At 65.1% G+C, this 21,710-nt stretch carries 17 protein-coding genes, 2 tRNA genes and 1 pseudogene; 16 read left to right on the forward strand and 4 right to left on the reverse strand.

The window, feature by feature from the left end:
- Positions 1 to 279: 279 nt before the first annotated feature.
- Positions 280 to 1,905: a citramalate synthase gene (gene cimA / locus ACLARN_RS29330; protein ID WP_409494702.1), complete on the forward strand. Its 1,626-nt coding sequence runs from the start codon at positions 280 to 282 to the stop codon at positions 1,903 to 1,905.
- 19 nt (positions 1,906 to 1,924) lie between these two features.
- A complete protein-coding gene (locus ACLARN_RS29335; RefSeq protein ID WP_409494703.1) occupies positions 1,925 to 2,695 on the forward strand; it encodes a fumarylacetoacetate hydrolase family protein in 771 nt (256 codons plus the stop codon).
- Between the two features lie 67 nt (positions 2,696 to 2,762).
- On the opposite strand, the gene ACLARN_RS29340 is transcribed toward ACLARN_RS29335, so the two are convergent.
- Positions 2,763 to 4,001, reverse strand: coding sequence for an FAD-dependent oxidoreductase (locus tag ACLARN_RS29340; RefSeq protein WP_409494704.1), 1,239 nt, complete (start codon positions 3,999 to 4,001; stop codon positions 2,763 to 2,765).
- 542 nt (positions 4,002 to 4,543) lie between these two features.
- Between ACLARN_RS29340 and ACLARN_RS29345 the strand changes: the two genes are divergently transcribed.
- From ACLARN_RS29345 to ACLARN_RS29355, 3 genes are all read left to right on the forward strand, one after another.
- A complete protein-coding gene (locus ACLARN_RS29345; RefSeq protein WP_409494760.1) occupies positions 4,544 to 5,278 on the forward strand; it encodes an HAD family hydrolase in 735 nt (244 codons plus the stop codon).
- Positions 5,279 to 5,329: 51 nt separating this feature from the next.
- Positions 5,330 to 5,401 (forward strand) — tRNA-Gln (locus ACLARN_RS29350).
- Positions 5,402 to 5,532: 131 nt separating this feature from the next.
- Positions 5,533 to 5,605, forward strand: a tRNA-Glu gene (locus tag ACLARN_RS29355).
- Positions 5,606 to 6,250: 645 nt separating this feature from the next.
- Here the strand turns inward: ACLARN_RS29355 and ACLARN_RS29360 are convergent.
- Positions 6,251 to 6,832: pseudogene (locus tag ACLARN_RS29360) on the reverse strand (recombinase family protein); the annotation flags it as partial.
- Between ACLARN_RS29360 and ACLARN_RS29365 the strand changes: the two are divergent.
- The 9 genes from ACLARN_RS29365 to ACLARN_RS29405 all read left to right on the forward strand — a co-directional run bounded on the left by ACLARN_RS29365 (position 6,734) and on the right by ACLARN_RS29405 (position 16,747).
- The gene (locus ACLARN_RS29365) at positions 6,734 to 7,618 is read left to right on the forward strand and encodes a hypothetical protein (RefSeq protein WP_409494705.1); all 885 of its coding nucleotides are present in this window, start codon (positions 6,734 to 6,736) and stop codon (positions 7,616 to 7,618) included. The pseudogene ACLARN_RS29360 and the gene ACLARN_RS29365 sit on opposite strands and share 99 nt — an antisense overlap.
- 484 nt (positions 7,619 to 8,102) lie before the next feature.
- The gene (locus ACLARN_RS29370; RefSeq protein ID WP_409494706.1) at positions 8,103 to 8,984 is read left to right on the forward strand and encodes a hypothetical protein; all 882 of its coding nucleotides are present in this window, start codon (positions 8,103 to 8,105) and stop codon (positions 8,982 to 8,984) included.
- 66 nt (positions 8,985 to 9,050) lie between these two features.
- Entirely contained in the window at positions 9,051 to 9,296 is a 246-nt protein-coding gene (locus ACLARN_RS29375) for a hypothetical protein (protein ID WP_409494707.1), read from the forward strand.
- Entirely contained in the window at positions 9,296 to 10,225 is a 930-nt protein-coding gene (locus tag ACLARN_RS29380; RefSeq protein ID WP_409494708.1) for a hypothetical protein, read from the forward strand. The genes ACLARN_RS29375 and ACLARN_RS29380 overlap by 1 nt, the downstream gene beginning before the upstream one ends.
- 8 nt (positions 10,226 to 10,233) lie before the next feature.
- On the forward strand, positions 10,234 to 10,479 hold the full coding sequence (locus ACLARN_RS29385) for a hypothetical protein (protein ID WP_044852697.1): 246 nt from the start codon (positions 10,234 to 10,236) through the stop codon (positions 10,477 to 10,479).
- A gap of 68 nt (positions 10,480 to 10,547) precedes the next feature.
- Entirely contained in the window at positions 10,548 to 10,949 is a 402-nt protein-coding gene (locus ACLARN_RS29390) for a hypothetical protein (RefSeq protein ID WP_409494709.1), read from the forward strand.
- Entirely contained in the window at positions 10,949 to 13,513 is a 2,565-nt protein-coding gene (locus ACLARN_RS29395) for an ATP-binding protein (protein ID WP_409494710.1), read from the forward strand. Before ACLARN_RS29390 ends, ACLARN_RS29395 begins: the two co-directional genes overlap by 1 nt.
- Positions 13,514 to 13,574: 61 nt before the next feature.
- On the forward strand, positions 13,575 to 15,602 hold the full coding sequence (locus ACLARN_RS29400; protein ID WP_409494711.1) for a hypothetical protein: 2,028 nt from the start codon (positions 13,575 to 13,577) through the stop codon (positions 15,600 to 15,602).
- Entirely contained in the window at positions 15,599 to 16,747 is a 1,149-nt protein-coding gene (locus tag ACLARN_RS29405) for an NlpC/P60 family protein (RefSeq protein ID WP_409494712.1), read from the forward strand. Before ACLARN_RS29400 ends, ACLARN_RS29405 begins: the two co-directional genes overlap by 4 nt.
- Before the next feature lie 26 nt (positions 16,748 to 16,773).
- Here the strand turns inward: ACLARN_RS29405 and ACLARN_RS29410 are convergent, their stop codons facing one another.
- Entirely contained in the window at positions 16,774 to 17,892 is a 1,119-nt protein-coding gene (locus ACLARN_RS29410; protein WP_409494713.1) for a hypothetical protein, read from the reverse strand.
- Positions 17,889 to 18,437, reverse strand: a complete 549-nt coding sequence (locus ACLARN_RS29415; protein WP_409494714.1) for an RNA polymerase sigma factor — start codon at positions 18,435 to 18,437, stop codon at positions 17,889 to 17,891. Before ACLARN_RS29415 ends, ACLARN_RS29410 begins: the two co-directional genes overlap by 4 nt.
- A 574-nt stretch (positions 18,438 to 19,011) precedes the next feature.
- Here ACLARN_RS29415 and ACLARN_RS29420 point away from each other — a divergent pair.
- Positions 19,012 to 19,509 (forward strand): hypothetical protein, encoded by a 498-nt coding sequence (locus tag ACLARN_RS29420; RefSeq protein ID WP_409494715.1) that lies wholly within the window; start codon positions 19,012 to 19,014, stop codon positions 19,507 to 19,509.
- Positions 19,510 to 19,574: 65 nt separating this feature from the next.
- A complete protein-coding gene (locus ACLARN_RS29425) occupies positions 19,575 to 21,707 on the forward strand; it encodes an ATP-binding protein (protein WP_409494716.1) in 2,133 nt (710 codons plus the stop codon).
- Positions 21,708 to 21,710 lie beyond the last annotated feature (3 nt).

Consider the following 21,710-nt stretch of genomic DNA (forward strand, 5'->3'; position numbering starts at 1 on the left):
ATCCGGCTGTGCCATGAACGGCCCGTTACTTGCAAATTTTGCAAGTAACGGGCCGTTCATAGCATCGGGGGAACTCCCAGAAAGTGGGAACTGTCGCCCGGCTTGTGGACGCCCGGCGGAGCGTGTGCCATGATGCGTTCGTGACCTCCTGCACCATCATTATCGCCGAGCGCGCCGGATAACAGCTCCACAAGAGCCCCCGGCGCGCAACCTCTCGCACCCATGCGGGAGGTTTTTTTGTTGCCCGAACCAGCTTTGCCCCGCCACAAGGAGAAACCCGTGACCCGCACGGAGCCCGCCGATACGCCGCTCGGCGACGCATTCCACCTGTACGACACGACGTTGCGCGACGGCGCGCAGCGCGAGGGGATCTCCTACTCCGTCACGGACAAACTGGCGGTGGCGAGGCTGCTCGACGACCTCGGGGTCGGGTTCATCGAAGGCGGATGGCCGGGCGCGCTGCCCAAGGACACGGAATTCTTCGCCCGCGCTGCTTCGGGCGAACTGAAACTGCGCCACGCGGCGCTCGTCGCGTTCGGCGCGACGCGCAAGGCGGGCACCACTGCGGACAAGGACGCGCAGGTGCGGGCCCTGCTCGATTCGCAGGCGCCGGTGATCACGCTGGTGGCCAAATCGGACCTTCGCCACATCGAACGCGCGCTGCGGGTCGACGTCGACGAGGCCTGCGCGATGGTGCGGGACACCGTCGCTTTCCTCGTCGGCGAAGGACGTCGCGTCTTCCTTGACGCGGAACACTTTTTCGACGGCTACGCGTTCTCCCCGGACACCGCGCTGAAGGTGCTCGACGCTGGGGTGAACGCGGGCGCAGACGTCGCCGTGCTGTGCGACACCAACGGCGGTCAGTTGCCGCTCGGCCTCGCGGAAACCGTCCGCGAGGTCAAGGAAAGGACCGGATTCCGGCTCGGAATCCATTGTCAGGACGACACTTCCTGCGCGGTGGCGAACTCCGTCGCCGCCGTGCAGGCCGGCGTGACGCACGTCCAGTGCACCGCCAATGGGTACGGCGAACGGGCGGGTAACGCCGATCTGTTCGCCGTCACGGGAAATCTGGTGACCAAGCTCGGAATGGCGGTGCTCCCGACCGGAGGCGCCGCCGAGCTCACCCGGGTCTCCCATGCTCTTGCCGAAATCGCCAACCTCGCCCCCTACACCCACCAGGCTTACGTAGGGGCGTCGGCTTTCGCTCACAAGGCGGGACTGCACGCGAGCGCGATCAAGGTGGATCCGTTGTTGTACAACCACATCGATCCAGCTTCTGTCGGCAATGACATGCGGGTACTGGTCACCGAGATGGCCGGCAGGGCCAGCCTGGAGCTCAAGGGACGTGAGCTCGGGGTCGACCTTGCCGGCCAGCCCGAGGCGCTGACGAGCGCCGTTCGCAAGGTGAAGCAACTCGAATCCGAGGGCTGGTCGTTCGAAGCCGCGGACGCTTCACTGGAACTGTTGCTGCGGCGGGAAGTCGACGGCCCGCAGAGCGACGTCCTCGACGAACCGCCGTTCGAACTCGAGTCGTACCGGGTCGTGCTGGACCACCGCTCCGACGGCGAGGTCGTCTCCGAGGCGACGGTGAAGGTGCACGTCGCCGGGCAGCGCGTGATCGCCACCGCCGAGGGCAACGGCCCCGTGCACGCGCTCGACGCCGCCCTGCGCGAGGCGCTCAGCCCGCATCTGTCCTGGTTGGACAGTGTCGAGCTGGCCGACTACAAGGTGCGGATCCTGCCCGGCCATCCGGGCACCGACGCCGTCACGCGGGTGCTCGTCGAGACCAGCGACGGCGAACGGGAATGGACCACCGTCGGCGTGCACGGCAACATCGTCGAAGCGAGCTGGCTCGCGCTGTGCGACGCGCTCGTGCACAAGTCCCTCTCCGAGGGCCCGGCCTGAGGAGTCGTACAGTGGGGGAGTGCGTCTAGCCCGTATTGCTCATCCCGGTGGTGTCGCGTTCGCTTCGGTCGAAGGGGACGGCGACGACGCCCAGGTACTCGAAATCGCCGAGCACCCCTTCGGCAACCCCAACTTCACCGGCAAGCGCTGGCCGCTCGCCGATGTCCGGCTGCTCGCGCCGATCCTGCCGTCGAAGGTGATCGCGGTCGGCCGGAACTACGCCAAGCACGCGGCCGAGTTCGGCAACGAGCTCCCGCAGGACCCGATGCTGTTCATCAAGCCGTCGACCACGGTGATCGGCCCGAACGCGCCCATCCGCGTTCCCGACGGCATCGGGCGCGTCGACTTCGAGGGTGAACTGGCCATCGTCATCGGCCAGCCGGTGAAGAACGTGCCCGCCGCCCGTGCGGCGAGCGCGATCCTCGGCTACACGGTGGCGAACGACGTCAGCGCGCGTGACCTGCAGAAGGCCGACGGCCAGTGGGGCCGGGCGAAGGGTTTCGACACCTTCTGCCCGCTCGGTCCGTGGATCGAGACCTCGATCGACGCGGCGGACCTCGCGCTCAAGTCCGAGGTGGACGGTGTCCTCAAGCAGGACGGCCGGACGTCGGACCTGGTGCACAAGATCCCCGAGCTGGTCGAATTCGTGTCCGGCGTGATGACCCTGCTGCCCGGCGACATCATCCTGACGGGTACTCCCGAGGGCGTCGGCCCGATCGAGGACGGTCAGTCCGTTTCGATCACCATCGAGGGCATCGGCACCCTGACGAACCCGGTGCAGAGCGTCTGAAGCGTGTTATGAACGGTCCGTTCATAACAAAATCTGTGATGAACGGACCGTTCATAACATCCGGAGGCTAACCGTCCACTGGCTCCATCGCCCGCCGCGCGAACGCCGGGGCGTGCTCCGGCCGTAGCCCCAGGCCCAGCAGCCGCGCGGGGACGTAGGACAGCACGGGGAAGCGGCTGAACAGCCTCACCATCGGCGCGGGCGGGCCGTTGCGCCTGCCCTCCATCACCGGCCGCATGACGTTCTTGTGCAACATGCGTTGCAGCCCCTGCACCAGCATGGTCGGCGCGAGACGGCGCTTGCGGACCTTCGCCAGATCCGCCACCGACGGCCGGCCCCGGCGCAATGGTTCGGCGAGCAGGGTGGCGGCCGCGACCGCGTCCTGCACCGCGAGGTTGATGCCGACCCCGCCGACCGGTGACATCGCGTGCGCCGCGTCACCGATGCACAGCAGCCCGTCGAGGTGCCACTTCCGCAGCAGGTTCATTTTGACGTCCAGGAACTTGATGTCGTCGGTCGTCTTCAGTTCGTCCACGCGGTCGGCCAGCTCGGGCAGAATCGCGGCCACGTTCTCCCGGAACGCTTCGATGCCCTTGTCGCGCAGGTCGTCGCCCTTGGGGCTGAGGTAGGCGATCTGGAAGTAGCCCTTGCGCGGCAACGGCACGGCGAACCGGCGATCTCGCATCTTCGGGGCCAGCCTCCCCTCGAGTTCCCCCTCACGCCGTGAGATCCGGAACCACCACGCGTCGAACGGGATGGGGTACTCCTTCGTCATCAGCCCCGCCTCCCGCCGGGCCAGCGACCAGCGGCCGTCGGCCGCGATCACCAGGTCGGCGCGCAGTTCACCGGTCTTCCCCTCGGCGTCGCGGTAGCGCACACCGGTCACCCGGCCCCGTTCCAAGAGCAGCCCGGTCATCTCGGTGCTTTGCCGCAGCGTGAAAGCGGGTTCCTTCGCGCCGGCGTCGGCGAGCAGGTCCAGGAAGTCCCACTGCGGGACCATCGCGATGAAGGGATGCGCCACCTTCAGCCGGGTCAAATCGGCCAGCCGCATCATCGTGCCGTCCTCGGCCGGGAAGCCGGCGTAGGCGATCTCGCTGTGCGGCAGGCTGAGGAACTTCTCGCCGAGCCCCAGTTCGTCGAGAAGGGTCAGCGTCGACGGGTGCACCGTGTCGCCGCGGAAGTCCCGCAGGAAGTCCTTGTGCTTTTCCAGCACGGTGACCTCGACCCCGGCCCTGGCCAGCAGCAACCCCGCGACCATGCCCGCGGGGCCACCGCCGACGACCACGCAGTTCGTGCGTTCGTTCATCCGTCCCACCCCTTCGAAACCCTTATTCATCACCTGTTGAATAAGCTCAGCATGCACCTGCCCGACCGGCGCGTCAAGCGCCGTCCGGGCGGATACGCTGATCGGGCTATGGCCGAGGTCTCACCGACCCGCGCGCGTCCGAGCGACCGTCCAAATAGGACTCAAAAGGGGTAGGACGGTCCTGGAAGGACACCGGCCGCGGAAACGCCCTTGTGGACGGTCCGCGACGTAAGCCTCGTAAGGATTTCGTCGTCGTCACAGGGTGTGCGCGCCGCGAATCGAACCAGGCGCCGGGAATCGACATTTCACCCGCCCGTCCGCGTTAGCCGTTGCCCGGTAACTAAAACACGACATCTCACCAACTGGGAGTAGAGTGCCCGCGCCGGAACAGACCAGCCTTAATCACCTCATCGGCAGAGTCGCGATCGCGCTGAGTGCCCTAGCCTCACTTGGTGGATTTCGCTCTCGTGCCCCGGACCCCGTCACGAACCACGCCGGACGTTCCGGACGGCGCCCCTTGGGAGCCCCCGGAATTACGGTTGGTGTGCCTCGACATCGACGACACGTTGATCGACTGCACAGCGGCGATCCGGCTCAGCCTGCGCGCGCTCACCGGCCAGAACGATCTTTGGCCGCTGTGGGATCTCATCACCGAAGAGCATGTCGCGCTGGTGATCGCGGGTGAAATCGATTACGCGACCATGCATCACCGGCGTACTGAATGCTTCCTCGCCGAGATCGGCATTCTGGCCGACGAAGACCAGGTCACCGGCTTCGAAAAACGCCGCCGTGAAATCCTCACCCGTTCGTGGCAATTGTTCGAAGATGTCCTCCCGTGCCTGGAATGGCTCCGAGCCGCCGGCGTCCTCGTCGCGGCCGTCACCAACGCCTCGGGCACACATCAGCGCAAGAAGATCGCCGACCTCGGACTCGCCCGGTTCTTCGACCACGTGGCCATCGCAGGTGAACTCGGAGTAGCCAAACCGGACCCGGCGATGTTCCACTCGGTCTGCCTCGGCCTCGGCTGCGACCCGGCGCAGGCCGTCCACGTCGGCGACAAGCTCGACACCGACGCCATCGGCGCGCGCGACGCCGGCTTGGGCGCCGTCTGGCTCGACCGGGACGGCATCGCCGAGCGCGCCCCGGCGGGCGTGCACACCATCTCCGGCCTCGACGAGCTGCCTGAGCTGCTCGTTTCCGAGTTCGCGAAGCTCGGCGTCCCGGCTCAGCGCGCTACCGAGACCCCCGCTTTCACGGTGCGGAACAGCGTGCTCTAGTATTCTTTCTCGTGCGGTACTGAGCCGGTCAAGACCGGAACAGTACCTCACTGGGGTATGGTGTAATTGGCAGCACGACTGGTTCTGGTCCAGTTAGTCTAGGTTCGAGTCCTGGTACCCCAGCTGGAGAACTCTCCGGAGTGAAACACAGAGTGACCCCCCTGAGAAGGCGGGAAACCCGGTCTGGTAAGTTTCTCCGCAGCAACACAGCAGGTGAACAACTGAAAACCTCCTCTCGCAGGAGGAAGATCCTAGCCCCCGTCGTCTAGCGGCCTAGGACGCCGGCCTCTCACGCCGGTAGCGTGGGTTCGAATCCCATCGGGGGTACAAGCAGCTACCACGCAAAGAGTGCCGATCACTCTGATCGGCGCTTTTTGCTATTTCGGAAGCTGACATAGCTTCGGTAATCCTTTCTCCTGCTTCCGCAATCGCGGGCACTTGATCTGCTGGCAGTTTAACCCCGATCGTCACGACGTCGCCGAGGCCGTTCAATTGCACGGTGAGCTGTGTCACCTCGAAGAGCGCCTGAAGCAGGGGCTGCGGCGCCCTGGCCAAGTTGACCCGTAAGTAGGGAACAGCGTCCAGAAGGCTCAGGTCCGATGGCATGGGTGGTGCTGGAGTCTCGCTGTCTTGCGCGTCTAGTTGGGCCACCTCGGCTTGAACGGTGTTCTTGTTCGCCGCCAGTTCGTTGAAGCTCTGCCTCAGGGCCTTCGCGAACGGGTCGTCGGGGGCGCCGTCTTGGGCTTGCCGGAGGAGGGCTTCCTGTTTGCGTTCGATGTCGGCGAGCTGCCGTTGGAGGCGTTGTCGATCCTCTGCGCGTGCTTGCGCGGTGCTGTCGTCCACAGTGGCCAGATCGGCTTCCAGAATGGACGTACGGTCAGGACCGAAGATGCGGTCGGCGAAGAAGCGTCCGACGGCATCCAGGAGTTCGTCTTCGCGGATGCGGACCGCGGTGGGCAGATCGGCATGAGGGTCGGCGACGCCGCGGTTGTTCTTCCTGGGCCAGCACAGGTAGTACGTCGGCCGCCCCTTCCTGGAGTCGCCGATCATGCGGCGTCCGCAGCTGTGGACGACCCTGCCGCGGAACAGGTAGGTGCGTTCGGTCTGTGGATGCCGGTTAGTGGTCCCGTCCGCTCGTGAACCGCGCCTCGCCGCACGTCGGGCGGTGAGTTCGTCGAACATCCACTTGGGCACCAGTGGTTCGTGGACGGGTTTGGGAGACCAGACCCACTTGTATGGGTCGTTGACCTTGCCTCGGCGGGATTTCGTGGCTCTGCGGTTGAAGACTTGGTAGCCGGTGTACTTGGGGTTGGTGCTGATGTTGTCGACCGCACTTCTTCCCCAGAAGCCGCGAGTGCGTGCCTTGCTGGGTGCTGTCGGTGGCGGGTAGCGATAGAGATCGGCGTTCAGCAGGTCCGCGATGGTCTCGCAGCCGAGACTGTCGTAGTACCGCCAGTGGAAGATCTGCGTGACGGTCTCGGCCTGTCGCCCGTCCGGTTCGAGACGAGACTTGGTCTTGCCCTTGTCGGCCTTCGTCGGGTTCGGGTGCGGCAGAACCTTCGCCTTGTAGCCGTGTGGCGGCTTACCGATGTTCCAGCCATCTCGGACGTGGGTGCAGAGCCCGCCCCAGGACTGTTCCAGCGTGTTGAGGACTTCGTACTCGGCGATGGACTGGTTGATGCGGCGCTGGAGAACGCGCTGTGCACGGCTGCCGGACAAGGTGATCGGCTCGTTCGACGCGAAGAGCGGCACGTCCGCGCGTTCGAGTTCTCGTTCGATGGACAGGCCCTCGAACGCCCGGCGCGCGACACGCGAGATGCCCTCACAGATGACGACGTCGAACGTCCGGGTATGCCCTGGAGCTTCTTTGAGAAGGTCGGTGACACCGCCTGCTCGCGGGATGGGGATGTCGAAGCGGTCGTAGTTCGCCCCGCGGCCTCGGTTGTCCAGGGCAAGCCGGCCGGACTCGACGTCGTAGAAGTGGGCCACGATCACCCACGAGTCAGGTATCGCGGCCTTACAGTTGGCCAGCTGGCGCAGCATCGACTGGCGAGGATCCTGCAGGTCCTCGGTGGAAGTCCGGCCGAGGAAGGCCACCCGGACCTCGTCCCGGAGCAAGGCCGCGGGCATGCCCAGGGGGGATACGGCGTAGTCGGACAGCCCGGAAGGCCCGGAGACGTAGCTGCCGGGCGCCGGAGGATTGTTCACTTGCTCGAACGTCGTCATGGCGGTGGTTCGTCCTTGGATTGGTACGCGGCCCACTGGAGCAGCTCGCTGATCGCGGAGTTGAGCCGCGCGCGAAGACGATCGCCTTGGACACCAGAAACCGTTGTGACGTAAGCAGAGTAGCGGCGATCGCCAGATTTGAGACGTTGATCGTAGCACCAAACGAGCCCGTCGCCTGGCCTCTCGGACGGCTCAGGAATAGCTGCGCTGTCCCCAGAAGTGTTCATCTTGTCCATCCCGAACCTGCCGAGACCTAACTCCGGTCAACGGCGAGACTTCGCCACCACGAAGAGACGAGCCGACGAATCGAAAGAGATCGACCGAGACATGCACTTTCGGCCGCCGCTTGGATTCACCGATCGATCGACGCTCAGGTGCACGTCGCATGTGCACCTATCGAGACTGGCCGAGACCTCGTCTCGTTCGGCTGGAACAGCAGCGAGACCCAGCCGTGGCTCGCGTCTCGCGATGTTGACCGGGAGTCTTCCTCTCCGCTGCGGAGGTGTCTCGGCGGACTCCGATCGGGTGAAGGTTGGCTTGCCCCAGAGCTGGAGCAAGGATCTGGGCCAGGGAAAGGGCGAGGGCGGTTTCGAGCCTCGTGGCGATCTTGTCGCCGCTCGAAGGGGCCACCACGATGTCAGTCACCTCCAGCCCGCTCACTGCGCTCCAACGCCAGTTCGCTCACCCGAGGTCGCGCTTGCGATTCGACACCGCTCTGCGTTCCTGGTCAGCGCAAGACACCGTGCTGGCCGGCGCTGGTACTCACGAGCGGCTTTCGGAGACCCTCGCCAGCCGTGACTATGCGCGCCACGACGAAGTTCTGTACGCGCTGTTGCAGCGGGCCGCGCTCGCCGGAGCCGAAGGGGTCGTCGCTGGGGAAGTCGTGCTGAACGCCATGTTGCCCGCGGTGCCCGGCATCGTCGGACGGGTCATCCGGGCGAGCCGGGCAGCGATCGGCACCTTCGGAGCCCGCCGTGGTGTCACAGGAGCCGGGGTCTCTGCGAACGAGGCGAACGCTGATGTCCAGGCCGCAGTGATCGGGCACCTGTGGGAGCAGATTCGCTGTTACCCGCTTCGACGACGGCACCACGTCGCGGCCAACCTTGTCTTCGACACTCAAAGGACAGCGCTTCGCGCGCTCGGTGTCGACGTCACGCAAGCTGCCGCCGAAGTCGTGACCATGGACGACGTTGCGGTGCACCAGCCGCTGGCCGAGACGCCGGCTGAGAAGGACCCGTCGGAGGAGTTGCTGGAGCTGCTGTCGTGGGCGGTTGAGCAGCGTTGGCTCGACGAACAGGACGCGGCGATCCTGACCGCTCGGTACTTCGGGGAGCAGATGGGCCGGGACGGGGTCGCGACGGACCGCCAGCTCGGGGCGCTGTTCGGCGTGAGTCAACCGACGGCGACGCGGAGGCGGAACCGAGCGTTGGGCGCGTTGGCTGAGGCTGGTCGTGAATGGCAACGCTCCGGCCGGGGATGAATCAAAGGTCGGCGGACTGGGCGTGTCTTGAGCACCGCGCAACCCGCCAGACCTCAGGGAGCTTCCGTGACCGGACCCCGTGCTGACCTCGCCCCCGGCGAACTGCTCATTGCTCACGCTCGTGTTCGGGCGAGGGACCTGGGGCGGCGACTCGAGTCGACAATGGTCGATCGGCAGTTGTACGAGGAGCTCCGGCGTTTTCTCGATGAGGTCGGATTTCCGGCCTGTGACGCCTTCGAGGCGCTTGCCGGTTCTGGCGATCGAGAGCTGCGTAAACGCCTGCACCAGGTGCTGGGAATCGAGGCGTGGTGATGAAGCGTCGCGAGAGCCGAATCGCGCAGGCGATCCCCGATGCTCAACTGGAGCCCGTTGTCCACACTGCGGCTCGACGGATCGGCAGGGTGCTGGGGTGGTGCGTGATCGTCGCGAGCCCGCTGGCCGTGATTGTGGGCCTGGTGGTGCTGCGTCCGAGCGCACCGGCTGAAGCCCTGCGGTCTGAGCAGCCGCTTGAGGGTCGTGAGCCGCAGGGCTGGGCGGAGATGTACGTCCGGTCGTGGCTCTCGGCCAACCGTGACGATTCCGCTGGGCTGGAGGCCTTCTATCCGGCGGGGATGAAGTCGACTCGCGCGGTCGGCACGCAGATCCCCGTCGACACCAGCACGTTGTCGGTCGTGTCACCGCGGCCGGGCGCCTGGTCGGTGATGGTGGCGGCCAACATCTTGGTTCAGCAACCCGACGGCCGGCACCGAGCGAGGCTGGCCTGCGCCGAGGTCAGCCTCGTCGGAGGTGCCGAAGGCTATGTCGCAGCATCGCTTCCGGCGCCGGTGGCGTGTCCGCGCACGCTCGCCGCGGTCGACCTCGATTACCCGGAGGCCGCGGAGCTGAACGGGCCGATCGGTCAATCCGTGCACGGCTTTCTCGCCGCGTACCTCGTCGGCCGAGGGGAGCTGAACCGCTACATCGCGCCAGGGGCGAGCATCGGCGCGATCGTTCCACCGCTGTATGCCGAGGTGCAGCTGCTGGAGCTGCGTACACACGAGCCGTTCGAGCCCGGTCAGGCAGCTCGGCCGCTGGATGGAACCGAGGTTCACGTAGCCGCTCGGGCTTGGGGATACGACGCACTCGGGCAGGTCACCACGATCGACTACGCCTTCACCCTTGTCGCGCGGGCAGGCCGCTGGGAAGTGAGCCGGATCGACCCCGCTCCGCTGCTCGCCGGAGCACCCCCGGCCGGAGAATAGGAGAAGAGATGTCGACCATCGTGCTCGCAGCCGACGTCAAGACTTGGATCGACACCAACCTCGCCTGGGGAGACCAGGCCGTTCGCCGCTTGATACTGCTCGCGGCCGTCGTGGGCGGCATCGGCCTGCTGATCGGGACACGGGGCAACTTCACCCGCTCGATCAAGTACGGCGTGATCGCCGCGATCTTCCTCGGCATCTTGCTCAACCTCGACGGTGTGTCGGGAATGTTCGGCGCCTGGTTCACCAAATGACCGCGCAACGCGCACGCGGAGATGTCCTGATTGGACGGTCGTACACGCGGTCGCGCAGGTTTCCTCGGATGTTCGGGCGGATGCCCGGCCGGGACGGCGGATACCTGCCAGGCGGCCCGTACACGCTCACCCAAGGCGTGGTCTTCCTCGTTCTTCTGCTCGTCGTCTGGAAGCTGCCGCTCCTGGACTGGCTTGGCCCAGCGCGCTGGGGTGTACCGCTGTTCGCGATCGCAGTCCGCCGCGCGCGGATTGAGTCGCGGACGCCCGCTAGCTGGCTGGTTGGCCTCTCGGCGCATCTGTTAGCGCCGTCGTCGGGAATGCTGGCAGGCCGGTCCTATCGGCCGGAGCGGCCGGTGTCGTGCACGCCGCGGTTCCACCTGCACGGCGTGGATGTGGACAAGGCTCAACAGTCTGTGGATAACTCCGCGCCGAAGTCGTCACTGCAACGGCTGCTCGCCGGAGCCCGGTGATGGAGAACCAGATCCAGGACGTCAGCGGCAACTTGGTGTTCTGCGCGGATGGGTCGGTCTGGGCGGTGTGGCGGGCACATCCGAGGGAAAGCGCTCGTTCGACGGGAAAGCAGCTGCATGAGCTTTACAGCCGCACCGTCACGTTTATGAAGTCCCTGCGCGGCGAGGTGATGCTGGCGTCGCTGTGTGAACAGGTCCAGCCGCACGCGATCATCCGGCGTTGTCTCGGCGGTATCGACCTCGATGAGAACCCGCACTGGGCGGAAACGGTGCATAACGCCTGGGACCAGCTCGACGACCTCGACGTGCTCGGCCGTAGCTACTGGATCGCCAAACCCCTCGCCGGCAACGGCTGGCGCGACGGAGGCCGCGCCCTGCTGCGAGCCGCGGGAGCGGCACTGAGCGCAGGCCTCGGTCTACCGCAGTGCCCCGCGTCGCCTCAAGCCGTCGCTGAGGCACAGGAACTTGCACGCGTCATCGAGCACGAGCTCGGCGGCGCTATCCCGCTTCGCCCCGCGACCGAAGCCGAACTGCTGTGGTGGTTGAGCCGCGCTCCGGTCCGGGGCGTTCGCGAGCCTCAGCTCGAACGCGCGTCGACCGTGCACAACACCGGCGCGACCTTGGCACGCGGCGGAAGCCGCGCTCGGCTGGTGACGTTGCGCGGGACCGTCTTCGACGAAGGCGCCCGCAGCGACGAAGGCAAGCGACTGGGAAACCCGCTGCAGATCTTGAACAAGCGATTTCTCAAGTGCGTCACGCCGGACGACGACGGGCTCATCGAGAGCTACCAGGCCTATCTCGTGCTCGCGGAGATGCCCCGCGCCTTCAGCTTCCCCGGGCACGAGATCTTGTCGCGACTGGCGAACATCGGTTTCGGAGTTGACTACGCCCTGCGCATCGCGGCAAAGACGAACGACGAGGCTCGCGCGGCCAACCGGCGCCGCACCCGCGACCTGATGAGCCAGGACGACGAACACGGCGGAGACACCGCGGGTGTACCTGCCGACGTTCACTCTGCCCAGGAGGAGATCCAGCACAAGAACGCCCGCCTCGGCGCGAGCAGCACCGAAATCGAACTCGAGGTCGGTGTCGTCGCGTGCGTGTGGGGTGACACTGCCGACGAGTGCGACGCCCGGGCTAAAACGTTGCGGCAGATGTTCTTGGGCGGCGAGTACAAGTGGGAGAGGCCGCTCGGTGGACAGAAGCAGCTCTATCAGGCGCTGCTCCCTGGCTCCCGGACGCCGCTGGTCGTGCGGGAATGCAGCCAGAACCTCCTCGCGAGCGACTGCGCGATGCTGCTCCCGATGTCGTCCGCTGAGTTCGGTGATCCCAGTGGCGCGTTGTTCGGCATGGTCTTGGACGGTGGCGCGATCACCCCGTTCCTGCTCGACCCGACCTACGGGCCCACCCACGACTCGTCTGGAGGCGTCGCGGTGATCGGCGAACTCGGATCCGGGAAGTCGGTCGTGCTGAAGAACATCGCCGCCGTCGTCCGGCTGATGCTCGACGGTCGCGTGATCGCCATCGACCGCACCCGGAGCCGCGAATGGGAGCCGGTCGCGAAAGCGCTCCCGGGCAACTGTCAGGTGGTCGACATCATCGATCCCACGCTCGACAGCGAACGTGCCGCGAACACCGAGCTCCGGCATTCCTGCGATCCCTTGCGGGTCTTCCGCGGCAAGACGAAGTCCAGCACTGGCATCGCCGAGACGTTCTTCGCGTCCTGGCTGGACTTGGAATCCAACTCGGCCGAACGCGATGCGCTCGGCCGGGCCCTCGACGAGGTCAGCGGTTCACCGACCGCGTCCAGCAACGCCCTCATCGACGTTCTCACCGACCATGGCGCCGCGGATCCAGCGTCTCGAGGCCTCGCCGACCGACTACGGCGCCTTCGTCGCGATCCGATTACTCGGCCGATCTTCGATCCTGATCTCGAACCGGTCGACGTGCTCGCCGCCGACATGGTGGTCTTCTGCACCAACGAAGTCCCGCTCCCGAACACCCTCGAGATGAGCAACGAGCGCATGGCCGCCCGCATCCCGCCAAGAAAGCTGTTCGGCCGTGCTTTCCATCTCCTGATCGCCGCGATCGCCAAGGAGATCTGCTTCGGAACCCAGCGGTGGGGACAATTCATCTGCGACGAGGCTTATACCGTCACCGGTACCCCCGAGGGCCAGCAGATCGCTTTGGAGTTCGTCCGAGATGGGCGCAAGCACGGCGCCGACGCCGCCTTCGGCTCGCACTCCGAAAGTGACCTCGGTGACAAAGTCCTCCGCGGCCTGATCGCCGTTCGGATGCTCGGCCGCCACCGCGATAGCGGTCTCGCCCGACACGGGCTCGCGTGGCTCGGCGTCGACCCTGCTGACACCCGGTACCAGGAGATCGTCACCAAAGACCTCTCACCGCTCAACCCCGCAGGCGGCGAAGAAGAACGCCGAGCGCGCGCCGGGGAGTTTCTGGTCCGCGACCACGCCGGCCGGGTCGGCAAGGTGAAGATTTTGACCCAGCCCTACCGGACGCTGCCTCAAGCCGTTCTCACCACGCCCACTGTCTGGCGCCCCTGAATCAAACCCGCTGGTACACGCCATGTCTCGGACACCACCGGCGCGACCTCGGGAGACGTTCATGACGCTCAACGCGCGTGCCGCGAAACCTCTCGCGTTCGCCACCATCGTGCTTGTCCTACTGCTAGGCAACGCCGCGCCCGCCACTGCTCAAGTCGTGCCGCTGCCACCGAACGAACCGCGGCCGTGTCAGCCGTACCCGCTGTGCCTCGTCGTTCCCGATCCTCGCGTTCCGCAGCCGACTCCGCCGACCTTGGACCAGCCCGATCCGGACGGGCCGACCCTGCCCTTGCAGGACGACCACGGACACACCGCACACCTCAAGGGCATGTTCACCATCGACGACGGCTACGGCCGCGACCTGCGCAACTACGACCTCTTCGCCAACCTGCCGTCGCTGATCAGCAACCCGATGCCGACGATCTGGCTCTGGCTGGCGAACATGGGCTTCGCCGTCGGCAAGTACGCCCTCGGTTTCTCGGTCTGGTTCACCGAATGGGCCATGACCGCCGGCGTCGTCGACTGGATCAAGGCGCCCGCGCAGGATCTCGAGAAGATCTGGCAGACCACCGTCATCGGGGGCTTGAAGCTTCGCGAACTGGCCTTGCTCGTCGCGACCTGCTACCTCGGGCTGCTGTTCATGCGAGGTCTCACTACCCGAGCCTGGCGCGAAACCGTGTCCACGATCGCCATCAACGTCCTCGCCATCGCGATTATTACGCATCCCGTTGACTTCCTCGTCGGCGATGGGGGAGTGCTCAGCCTAAGCCGGGATCTCGGCGCCGACGTCAGTGCCGTGATCATGGGCAAGCAACCCGGCGGCACCGGAAATCCCGCGGCGCCGATCGGGCAGGCCCTCATCGACAACTTGCTCATCGCGCCCTGGGAGACCCTCAACTACGGGACGCCGGTCTCCGGCAAACAGGGCACGGGTGCCTGCCAGTACTCGATCAAGCAGATCCTCGACCAGGGCCCCTGGTCCGGCAAAGACAGCACGCCGGCCCGCGAGCTCGCCGGTTGTCCGAGCGAGTACGGCAAGTACAACGAGGTCGCCGACGGTGATCGCATGCTCGGGGCGTGGGAGTACGCCGTCGCGATGGTCCTGTTCGCGATCCTCACCATCTGCCTCAACGCGATCCAGATCCTTGCCCCGTACTTCCTGCTCTTCGAAGGCCTCCTGCTCAGCCTCGCCCTGATCGCGGCCCTGATCCCGACACTGCAGCACCAGCTGGCCTACCGCATCAGCTCGATCGCCGGAACCATCGCCAAGCTGCTGATGGGGATGTTCTTCATCGCCGTCATGACAGTGCTGCTGCGGTCACTCATGCTCGCCGACCTTGGCCCGCAACTGGTCAAGTTCGCTGTCATCGACATCGTCGTCTTCTCCGGCTTCCTGTTCCGTAAAAGGCTCATGGCGAACATTCAACGGATCCGGTCCAGCGCCAACACAGGCGTCCAGCGGCTCGGCAGGCCACGTAGCGGACCGAAATCCATGCCCTTACCCATCGTCGAGCCTGGCCCGCACCGGATCAGCCGCACGATCAAGACCGGCGCCGGCGCCTTCACCGAAGCCATCGCCCCGGCGAACGACCTGAAGAACCGGCTGGTGACCGCGAGCAAATTGGGCGGGAAGGTCGGCAGCAAAGCCGTCTCCTTCACCCTAGGCGCCCCGGTGTCCTGGCCGGCCGCCGCCAACCGCGCGCACACCGCCCTCACCGCACGAGGCACCGCGGCCAAGGCCGCGCTCGGGCGCAAGGCGGGCGCTGTAAAGGCCTACGCCTCTACCTACGCCGGAAACATCGGCGCCGCCGCCAGCCCACTGGTGAATGTCGCGACCACCGCGGTGTCCGTTCTCGGCACCCGCCGGTTATCCGGCGAGTCACCAGCCGAGCCTCAGCCGCCTGCCAGAATTTCGGCCACTCCCAAGTACACCGGCACCGACCTTGCGGCCACCACCCCCGACAGCAGAGGACCGAGAAGGCCACACAGCCAGAGCCCGGACCCGACACCGCTGCCGCCTGGGATGCTGCCGATCACGCCGACGTGGTCGCAACGCGCGCGTACCCGGCTGAACGAGCACCGGTCATGAACCCGCTGCTCGCCCTCCAAGTCGCCGAGCACGTCCGCAACGAAGTCCGCGAACATCCGAAACGATGGGGCTGTCTCGCTCTCTTTCTCCTGTTCGGACCTGTCATCGCCTGCGTGCTCGTCGCCGTCCTGATCACCGTCATCATCGCAGGGGGAGCAGACGGATCAAGCTCGACACCTGGTCATGTGCCTGGCATCCCGGACGTCATGCTCACCGCTTACCAGCAGACGGCTCAGCGCATCGGTGGCATCAGGCCCGCCTGCACCGGGATGCGGTGGTCGATCCTCGCAGGCATCGCCGAAGTCGAATCCCGTCACGCGTCCGACCGGACGATCGCGCCCAACGGGGACATCACCCCACCGGTCCTCGGCCCACCTCTCGACGGCAGCGGTGTTGGCGGCAACCGCACTCCCATCCGAAATCCCGACGGAACCTTCGCCCGCGCCGTCGGCCCGTTCCAGTTCCTCACGACCACCTGGGCCGGCGTCGAACAAGACGGCAACGACGACGGCGTCCGCAACCCGCACAACGCCTTCGACGCCGCTCTCGGCGCGGCGGTCTATCTCTGTGGGATCGGCCCTCGCGATCTGAAAGACCATGCGCAGCTCCGCGCAGCGCTCCTCCGGTACAACGCCAGCCAGACCTACGTCACCCATGTCCTCGCCAACATCGAGCGCTACGACGCGGTTGAACTCCAACCCGTCGTCAATGCCTCCGGAGCAGCGAAGATCGTCATCGACGCCGCAATGTCGCAGCTCGGAGTGCCGTACGCGTGGGGTGGTGGGACCGCCGCAGGGCCGAGCCGCGGGATCCGGGACGGTGGGGTCGCTGATCGGCATGGTGACTACAACAAGATCGGCTTCGACTGCAGTGGCCTTGTTCTCTTTGCCTACGCCAAGGTCGGTATCGCCTTGCCGCACAGCAGCAGGGCGCAGTTCGCGTTAGGGACGCGTGTGCCGAAAGAAGCGGGGCTCGGCGCTCTGCGGCCAGGTGACCTCGTGTTCTACAGTCCGAATCTCATTCATCACGTGGGAATTTATATCGGCGATGGCAGAATGATAAATTCTCCTTCATCTGGTGAACGAGTCAGAATTGATGTGATTAACGTCGGATACCATGCCGGCGGCGTTCGCCTTGTCGGGTAGTCTGCGCGCGCATCTACGTGCCTCCTCTATTGGGTCGTCATGTGATTGTGCAACCGAGGGTCTTCACGAATTTCGTAAAGGTTGGGTGAAACCTTGACTGATGATATGTGAATTATCTCCTGCCAGTCATTTGGCCAGCGTGTCGTAGATGACCAGCGAATTCCTGTTAGTGGAACTCCGGTGAGGTCCAAATTTGTCAAGTCTGCGCCTGCAAAGTCGGTTGTGGCAGCATTGATGCGTTCAAGTCCTCTTGCTAACCCTGCGGTGAGTTTGCCGTTGAAGCCCTGCTTGCGGCCAATTTGTAGATCTCTTCTCAATGCGGAGGCAAATTCAGGGTCCAGGGCGGAAACGTTAAGGATGGCGGTAAGTGTGCGTTCTAGGCTTCCAAGCTTGGAAATCGTGGTTGAAAGCTGTGCCGTATTGCTCATTAGCTTGTCGAACTCTAAGGCGAGTTTCGACTGTCCGGTAAGGCCTTGCTTTAATTGTTCTTTACTGAACTGGTCGAGATTGGTGGAATCAACCTTGCTGGTCAGCTTTCGTGCGATTTTCTGACCCTTTTGTAGGTGACCTGTGAGTATTAGCGTGTGGGCGTGCTGTCGCCATAGTGATCGGCCGTGAGTGAGATCGTTCTTGACCTGTAGTGCGGTCCGCAAAGAATTCTGAAGGAGGGATATAATCTCCGTTGTGGAACTCGCGGCAGGAACATAAAGGTCGATCAGTCGGGTGATATCCAGGGCGCGCTCAATATTCTTCGCAATTCGGTCGCTCTGTTCGAAGGCTGAGTCGAGATTGTGGTTTAATGCGGCGAATTGCGCTTCTTGAAGTACTTGCGCTGGTAGGCCGACTCGAACGTTCAGGCGGCTGCGCCAAGGGCTTGTCATTAGGTTCTCGGCATAGGTCGCGACCATCGAGATGTCCTGTTGGGTGTCCGGTTCTGCGAGCTTCTCCTTTGGGAGTATGGCCTCAAGTCCCGCTTCTGCATCGATTTCTTCGGCGAGTGCGCTATCTAGGCGGTTGGGTTCGCCGAAATTCATCGCGTCGCGGAGTCCAGATTCGACGTCCAAGATCTCACCAAGATTGTCGTGCAGGACGGCGAGGCTCTGACGGATGGCTTGCTGTTGCCTGGGATCAGGGATGGCGTTCATTGGTCTTCTTCCTGATCGCGCAGATGTCGTGCTAGTGCACGGCGTGCCTTCTTCAGGTTGGAGCGGACTGCGGTGGGCTCTATGCAGATTTCGTGTGCGATCTCTGTGGGGGTGTAGCCGTAGAGAGTCCAGGCCATGACCTGCCGCTGTCGTGGTGGCAGCAACTGTAGTAAGCGAATGGCATCTTGACTCTGTTCCCAACCTTCGAAGCTTGAGTTTCTCAATAAAGGTGAAGGCTCAGGCGTCTCTTCATTGGGTTGCTCAACTGTGGCCAATCTGCGAATCAGCGATCGAGAGGCGACTCGATATGACCAAGCTCGAGGATGGCTAATGGTGTCCCATAGCCGGTAGGCTTCGCCCATCGTGTCTTGGGCTATGTCCGCTGCGTCGCTTAGTAGTGCACCCTGAAGGACCAGGAAGCCGACCAGTCCCTTCACCGTCTCTCGGTAGAAGGCGCCAAATTCGATGTCGATCAGGACAGTTTCTGCCCGATTGTCCGATCTTGGCGACTGTGAGAAGGGCTTAGGTTGGTCATGGTCGGACATTGCTCTCCCTGACAGGATCGGGAGTCGGAGTGCTGATGCGAATCCGGAGTCGGCTCCCGTCGTCGCGAACATCGTCCAGCTCGACCATACCTTCAGGCGGAAGGCGCGCCGCTAGAGTGCATAAGGTTTCCTGGCGTCGACGGTCGCGAGCTGCCTGCCAGTGGAGCCGTAGCGCCGCCGCAGCTAGAGGGATCAAGGTACTAGCGATGCTGACCATGATGATCAGAAGTGAGGGCACTCTTCTGTCCCGCTCTCTGTGGGGTGAACTTGGTAGAAGCTAAGAGTGTGCAGACCTTGTCAGCGTGAACTTCTTCAGGCGACTTCTTCAGAGGATCGCCAACTGGCCGGCTCGTCGCCGTGAGCGAGCTACTGCACGAGAGCTCGGAGGCCACTCGTATCAAAGGCCACAGCTTCAGGCATGTCTCCCATCAAGTTGGGCCGAGACTTCGAGGAGGCTGCCATGGATACAGGGCTTGCGTATGAACAAGCGGTTGACCCAGCGGCTGTTGATCTGCTAAGCCTCGCCATCTTGCCTGGTCAGGCGCCATGGGCAGGCTCCCCGGGGAATGCCGACTTGTTCCCCCATGGCTGTCAGGCCATCCAGGGAACCAGCGCGCCGAAGGCGCTCGATATCCACCACGTGCTCGCCGAGCCCGCGCTGTGGTGGGTGACCACGGCGGTGGTCGCGATCTTGATCGCGGTCTTCGTCCTCCACCGACACTTACGTTCCCACCACCTCCGCTCCAGAGTCAGTTACGACCTCCTCCCGACCGCCACGTTCGACCCGTCGCTCCAGGGCGTTCTGGCGTTCGCGCATCAGCTCGGCCGGGTGCGCCCGGTGCACGGCTGGGTGCCGAAGTCCGCGGTCGGTGTCCGGGTGCGGTTCAGTACCGACGAGGTGTTCGGGAAGCTGACCATGAGCGTGGAAGGCCGGGAGTCGATCACCGGCGTGATCAACAAGCTGACCTACCCGGAAGTCGAAATCCGCCGCAACGCGGACGACCGAGGAGATGTCTCCCGAGAACACGGACGAGGGCGAAATGACCTCCGTGCGGGCGGGGGAATGCGATGAACTTCTTACGAGGCCTCCGGGCACGCCGAAACGGGGAGATTTCTCCTTCCTCTGGGGGAGCGCAGGTGCATGTGGCACGCGCCGAGCTGGTTCTCGCGCGACCGGCCCACCTCGCGCTCAAGGCACTGCCGCTCCGGCCGGACGACCCGCTGCAAGCTCTGGCTAACGCGCTGGGCGACGTCCGGCCTGACCTTGGCGAGACGGTCGACGTCTGCCTCGACCTGATTCCGCTGACGCCCGCGAGGATCCGCCACCTCGCTCGTGAGACTGCCAAATCGGAAGGGACGGTAGGTCGGGCGCTCGTTGAGGCCGCAGGCGAGATTGTCGGTGAGTTCGTGCCGACGGCGCGCGGAGCCCGCCGGCCCGCGGCACCAGCGGTCGCGCCGGTACCGAACAAGTTCGCCACGGACGAGCCGGTCTTCGCGGTCCAGCTGCTGATCCGCTGCCGTTCGGAGATTCCCGGCCGCGCCGAGGCGCATCTGCGCAGCGTGATCGGTGCCTTCGACGTCTACCGCGGCGACAACTATTGGCGAGCTCGAGGGCCGCGTGTGCTGGGGTGGCATTTCGGCGCGGACACGATCCTGATCCGCAGGTTCTTCGACCGGCGTTTCGACACCGGCTTGGCCAAACCGCGCAGCCGGTCCTACGTGACGGCGAGCGAGATCGCGGCGCTGCTGAAGCCGCCATCCGGGCGTTGCCTGTCGCCGGTGATCGCCCGCAGCCGTGGCTGGGTCATGCCCGCTCCCAGGGAGATCCCGAGGTACAAACCCGGCGCGGGGCTGGTTCGGCTCGGCTATGTCACCGATCTCAACGGCGAGGATCGGCTCGTCGGGGTGCCGATCCGCGAGCTGCTGTTCTCGGCGCGGTTCGGGAAGGCCGGTTTCGGTAAGACCGAGGAAGCGCTCGCGCAGGCGATCGAGATCGCTCGGCTCGGCGGCGGAGTCTGGTTCCTGGATCCGCACGCTGACGGTTGGAAACGCGCGAAACCGTATCTCTCTAATCCTGAGTTGCGGAATCGGTTGTGGGAGGTCAATCTCGACGTCCGCGGGCGAGACAAGCGGCTGCCCGGCTGGAACCCGCTCAGCATGCAGGGCTTCTCCGAGGAGGACATCGAGGACCGCGTCGACGCCGTCGTTACCTCGTTTGCCACGGCGCTGGGGTGGGGAGATTCGGCGCCGCGGGCGAAGTCGATTCTGACCAAGGCGTGCGAGGCGCTCTGCTATCTCGCGATGCGGCTGCCCGCCGAGTGCGCGCCGACGATCTTCCAGATCCCGACGCTCCTTGACGACGACGCCTGGCGTGACGAGATCTTGCGCGTTCTGAAGCCGAGCATCCGTCGTTACTGGACGGATTCGTTCACGAAGCTCGCGCCGGACGCGACCACGGTGGTCACGAACATCATCAACCGCCTGCGCACCAGTCCGACGTTGTCTGCCTTCCTCGGCTCGTCGGTCACGACGTACAACGTCCGCCAGGCCATGGACACCGGGAAGATCGTCTTCGTCTGCACCACCGGCACCGGCGAGACGAACAAGCTGATCACCTCGTTCATGATCTACGACCTGTTCCGCGCCGGCCGCTCGCGCGCGGACACACTGGTCGATCAGCGCCGCAGGTGCGACGCCTTCGTCGACGAGCTCGCCGCGGTCGACGGAGCATCGCGCGGCTACCTCGCCGCGATCCTGGAACAGCTGCGGAAGTACCGCGTCGCTCTGCACGCGATGAACCAGATGCCCGATCGGCTCGCGCCGGAGACCCGCAGGGCGCTGCTGCAGAACCAGTCGCTCCTGATGACCAGCGCCGCGGCGGTCGACGGCGCCCGGACGGTGGCCCGCGAGTACGGAGGCCTCGTCCACCCCGCGACGATCACCGAACTCGAGCAGTTCCACCACGTCGTCACCGTGACGCTCGGCGGCCAACGCACCACGCCGTTCAAGATCCGCGGCCTCCACGTGGACGACGAGTTCGCTGACCACTTCCACCCCGAGTGGAACGACGACGTCGACCGGTGCCTCGACCGGAACCTGACCCGCAGGCCGATCGGCGAGGTGCTCGACGAACTCGAGGATCTCGACGACCGCGTCCTCGACGCCTTGCGTGGCAACCAGTCGGCACCTCGTTCGCGGCGCGGGCGGCCTCCATCCCGCGGGAGCGGCGCAGGCATCGAGTTGCCGGCACCCGAGTCGACGGTGGAATGACCG

Origin of the sequence: Amycolatopsis sp. cmx-11-12, from assembly GCF_046269425.1 — a bacterium.
Taxonomy (GTDB): Bacteria; Actinomycetota; Actinomycetes; order Mycobacteriales; family Pseudonocardiaceae; genus Amycolatopsis.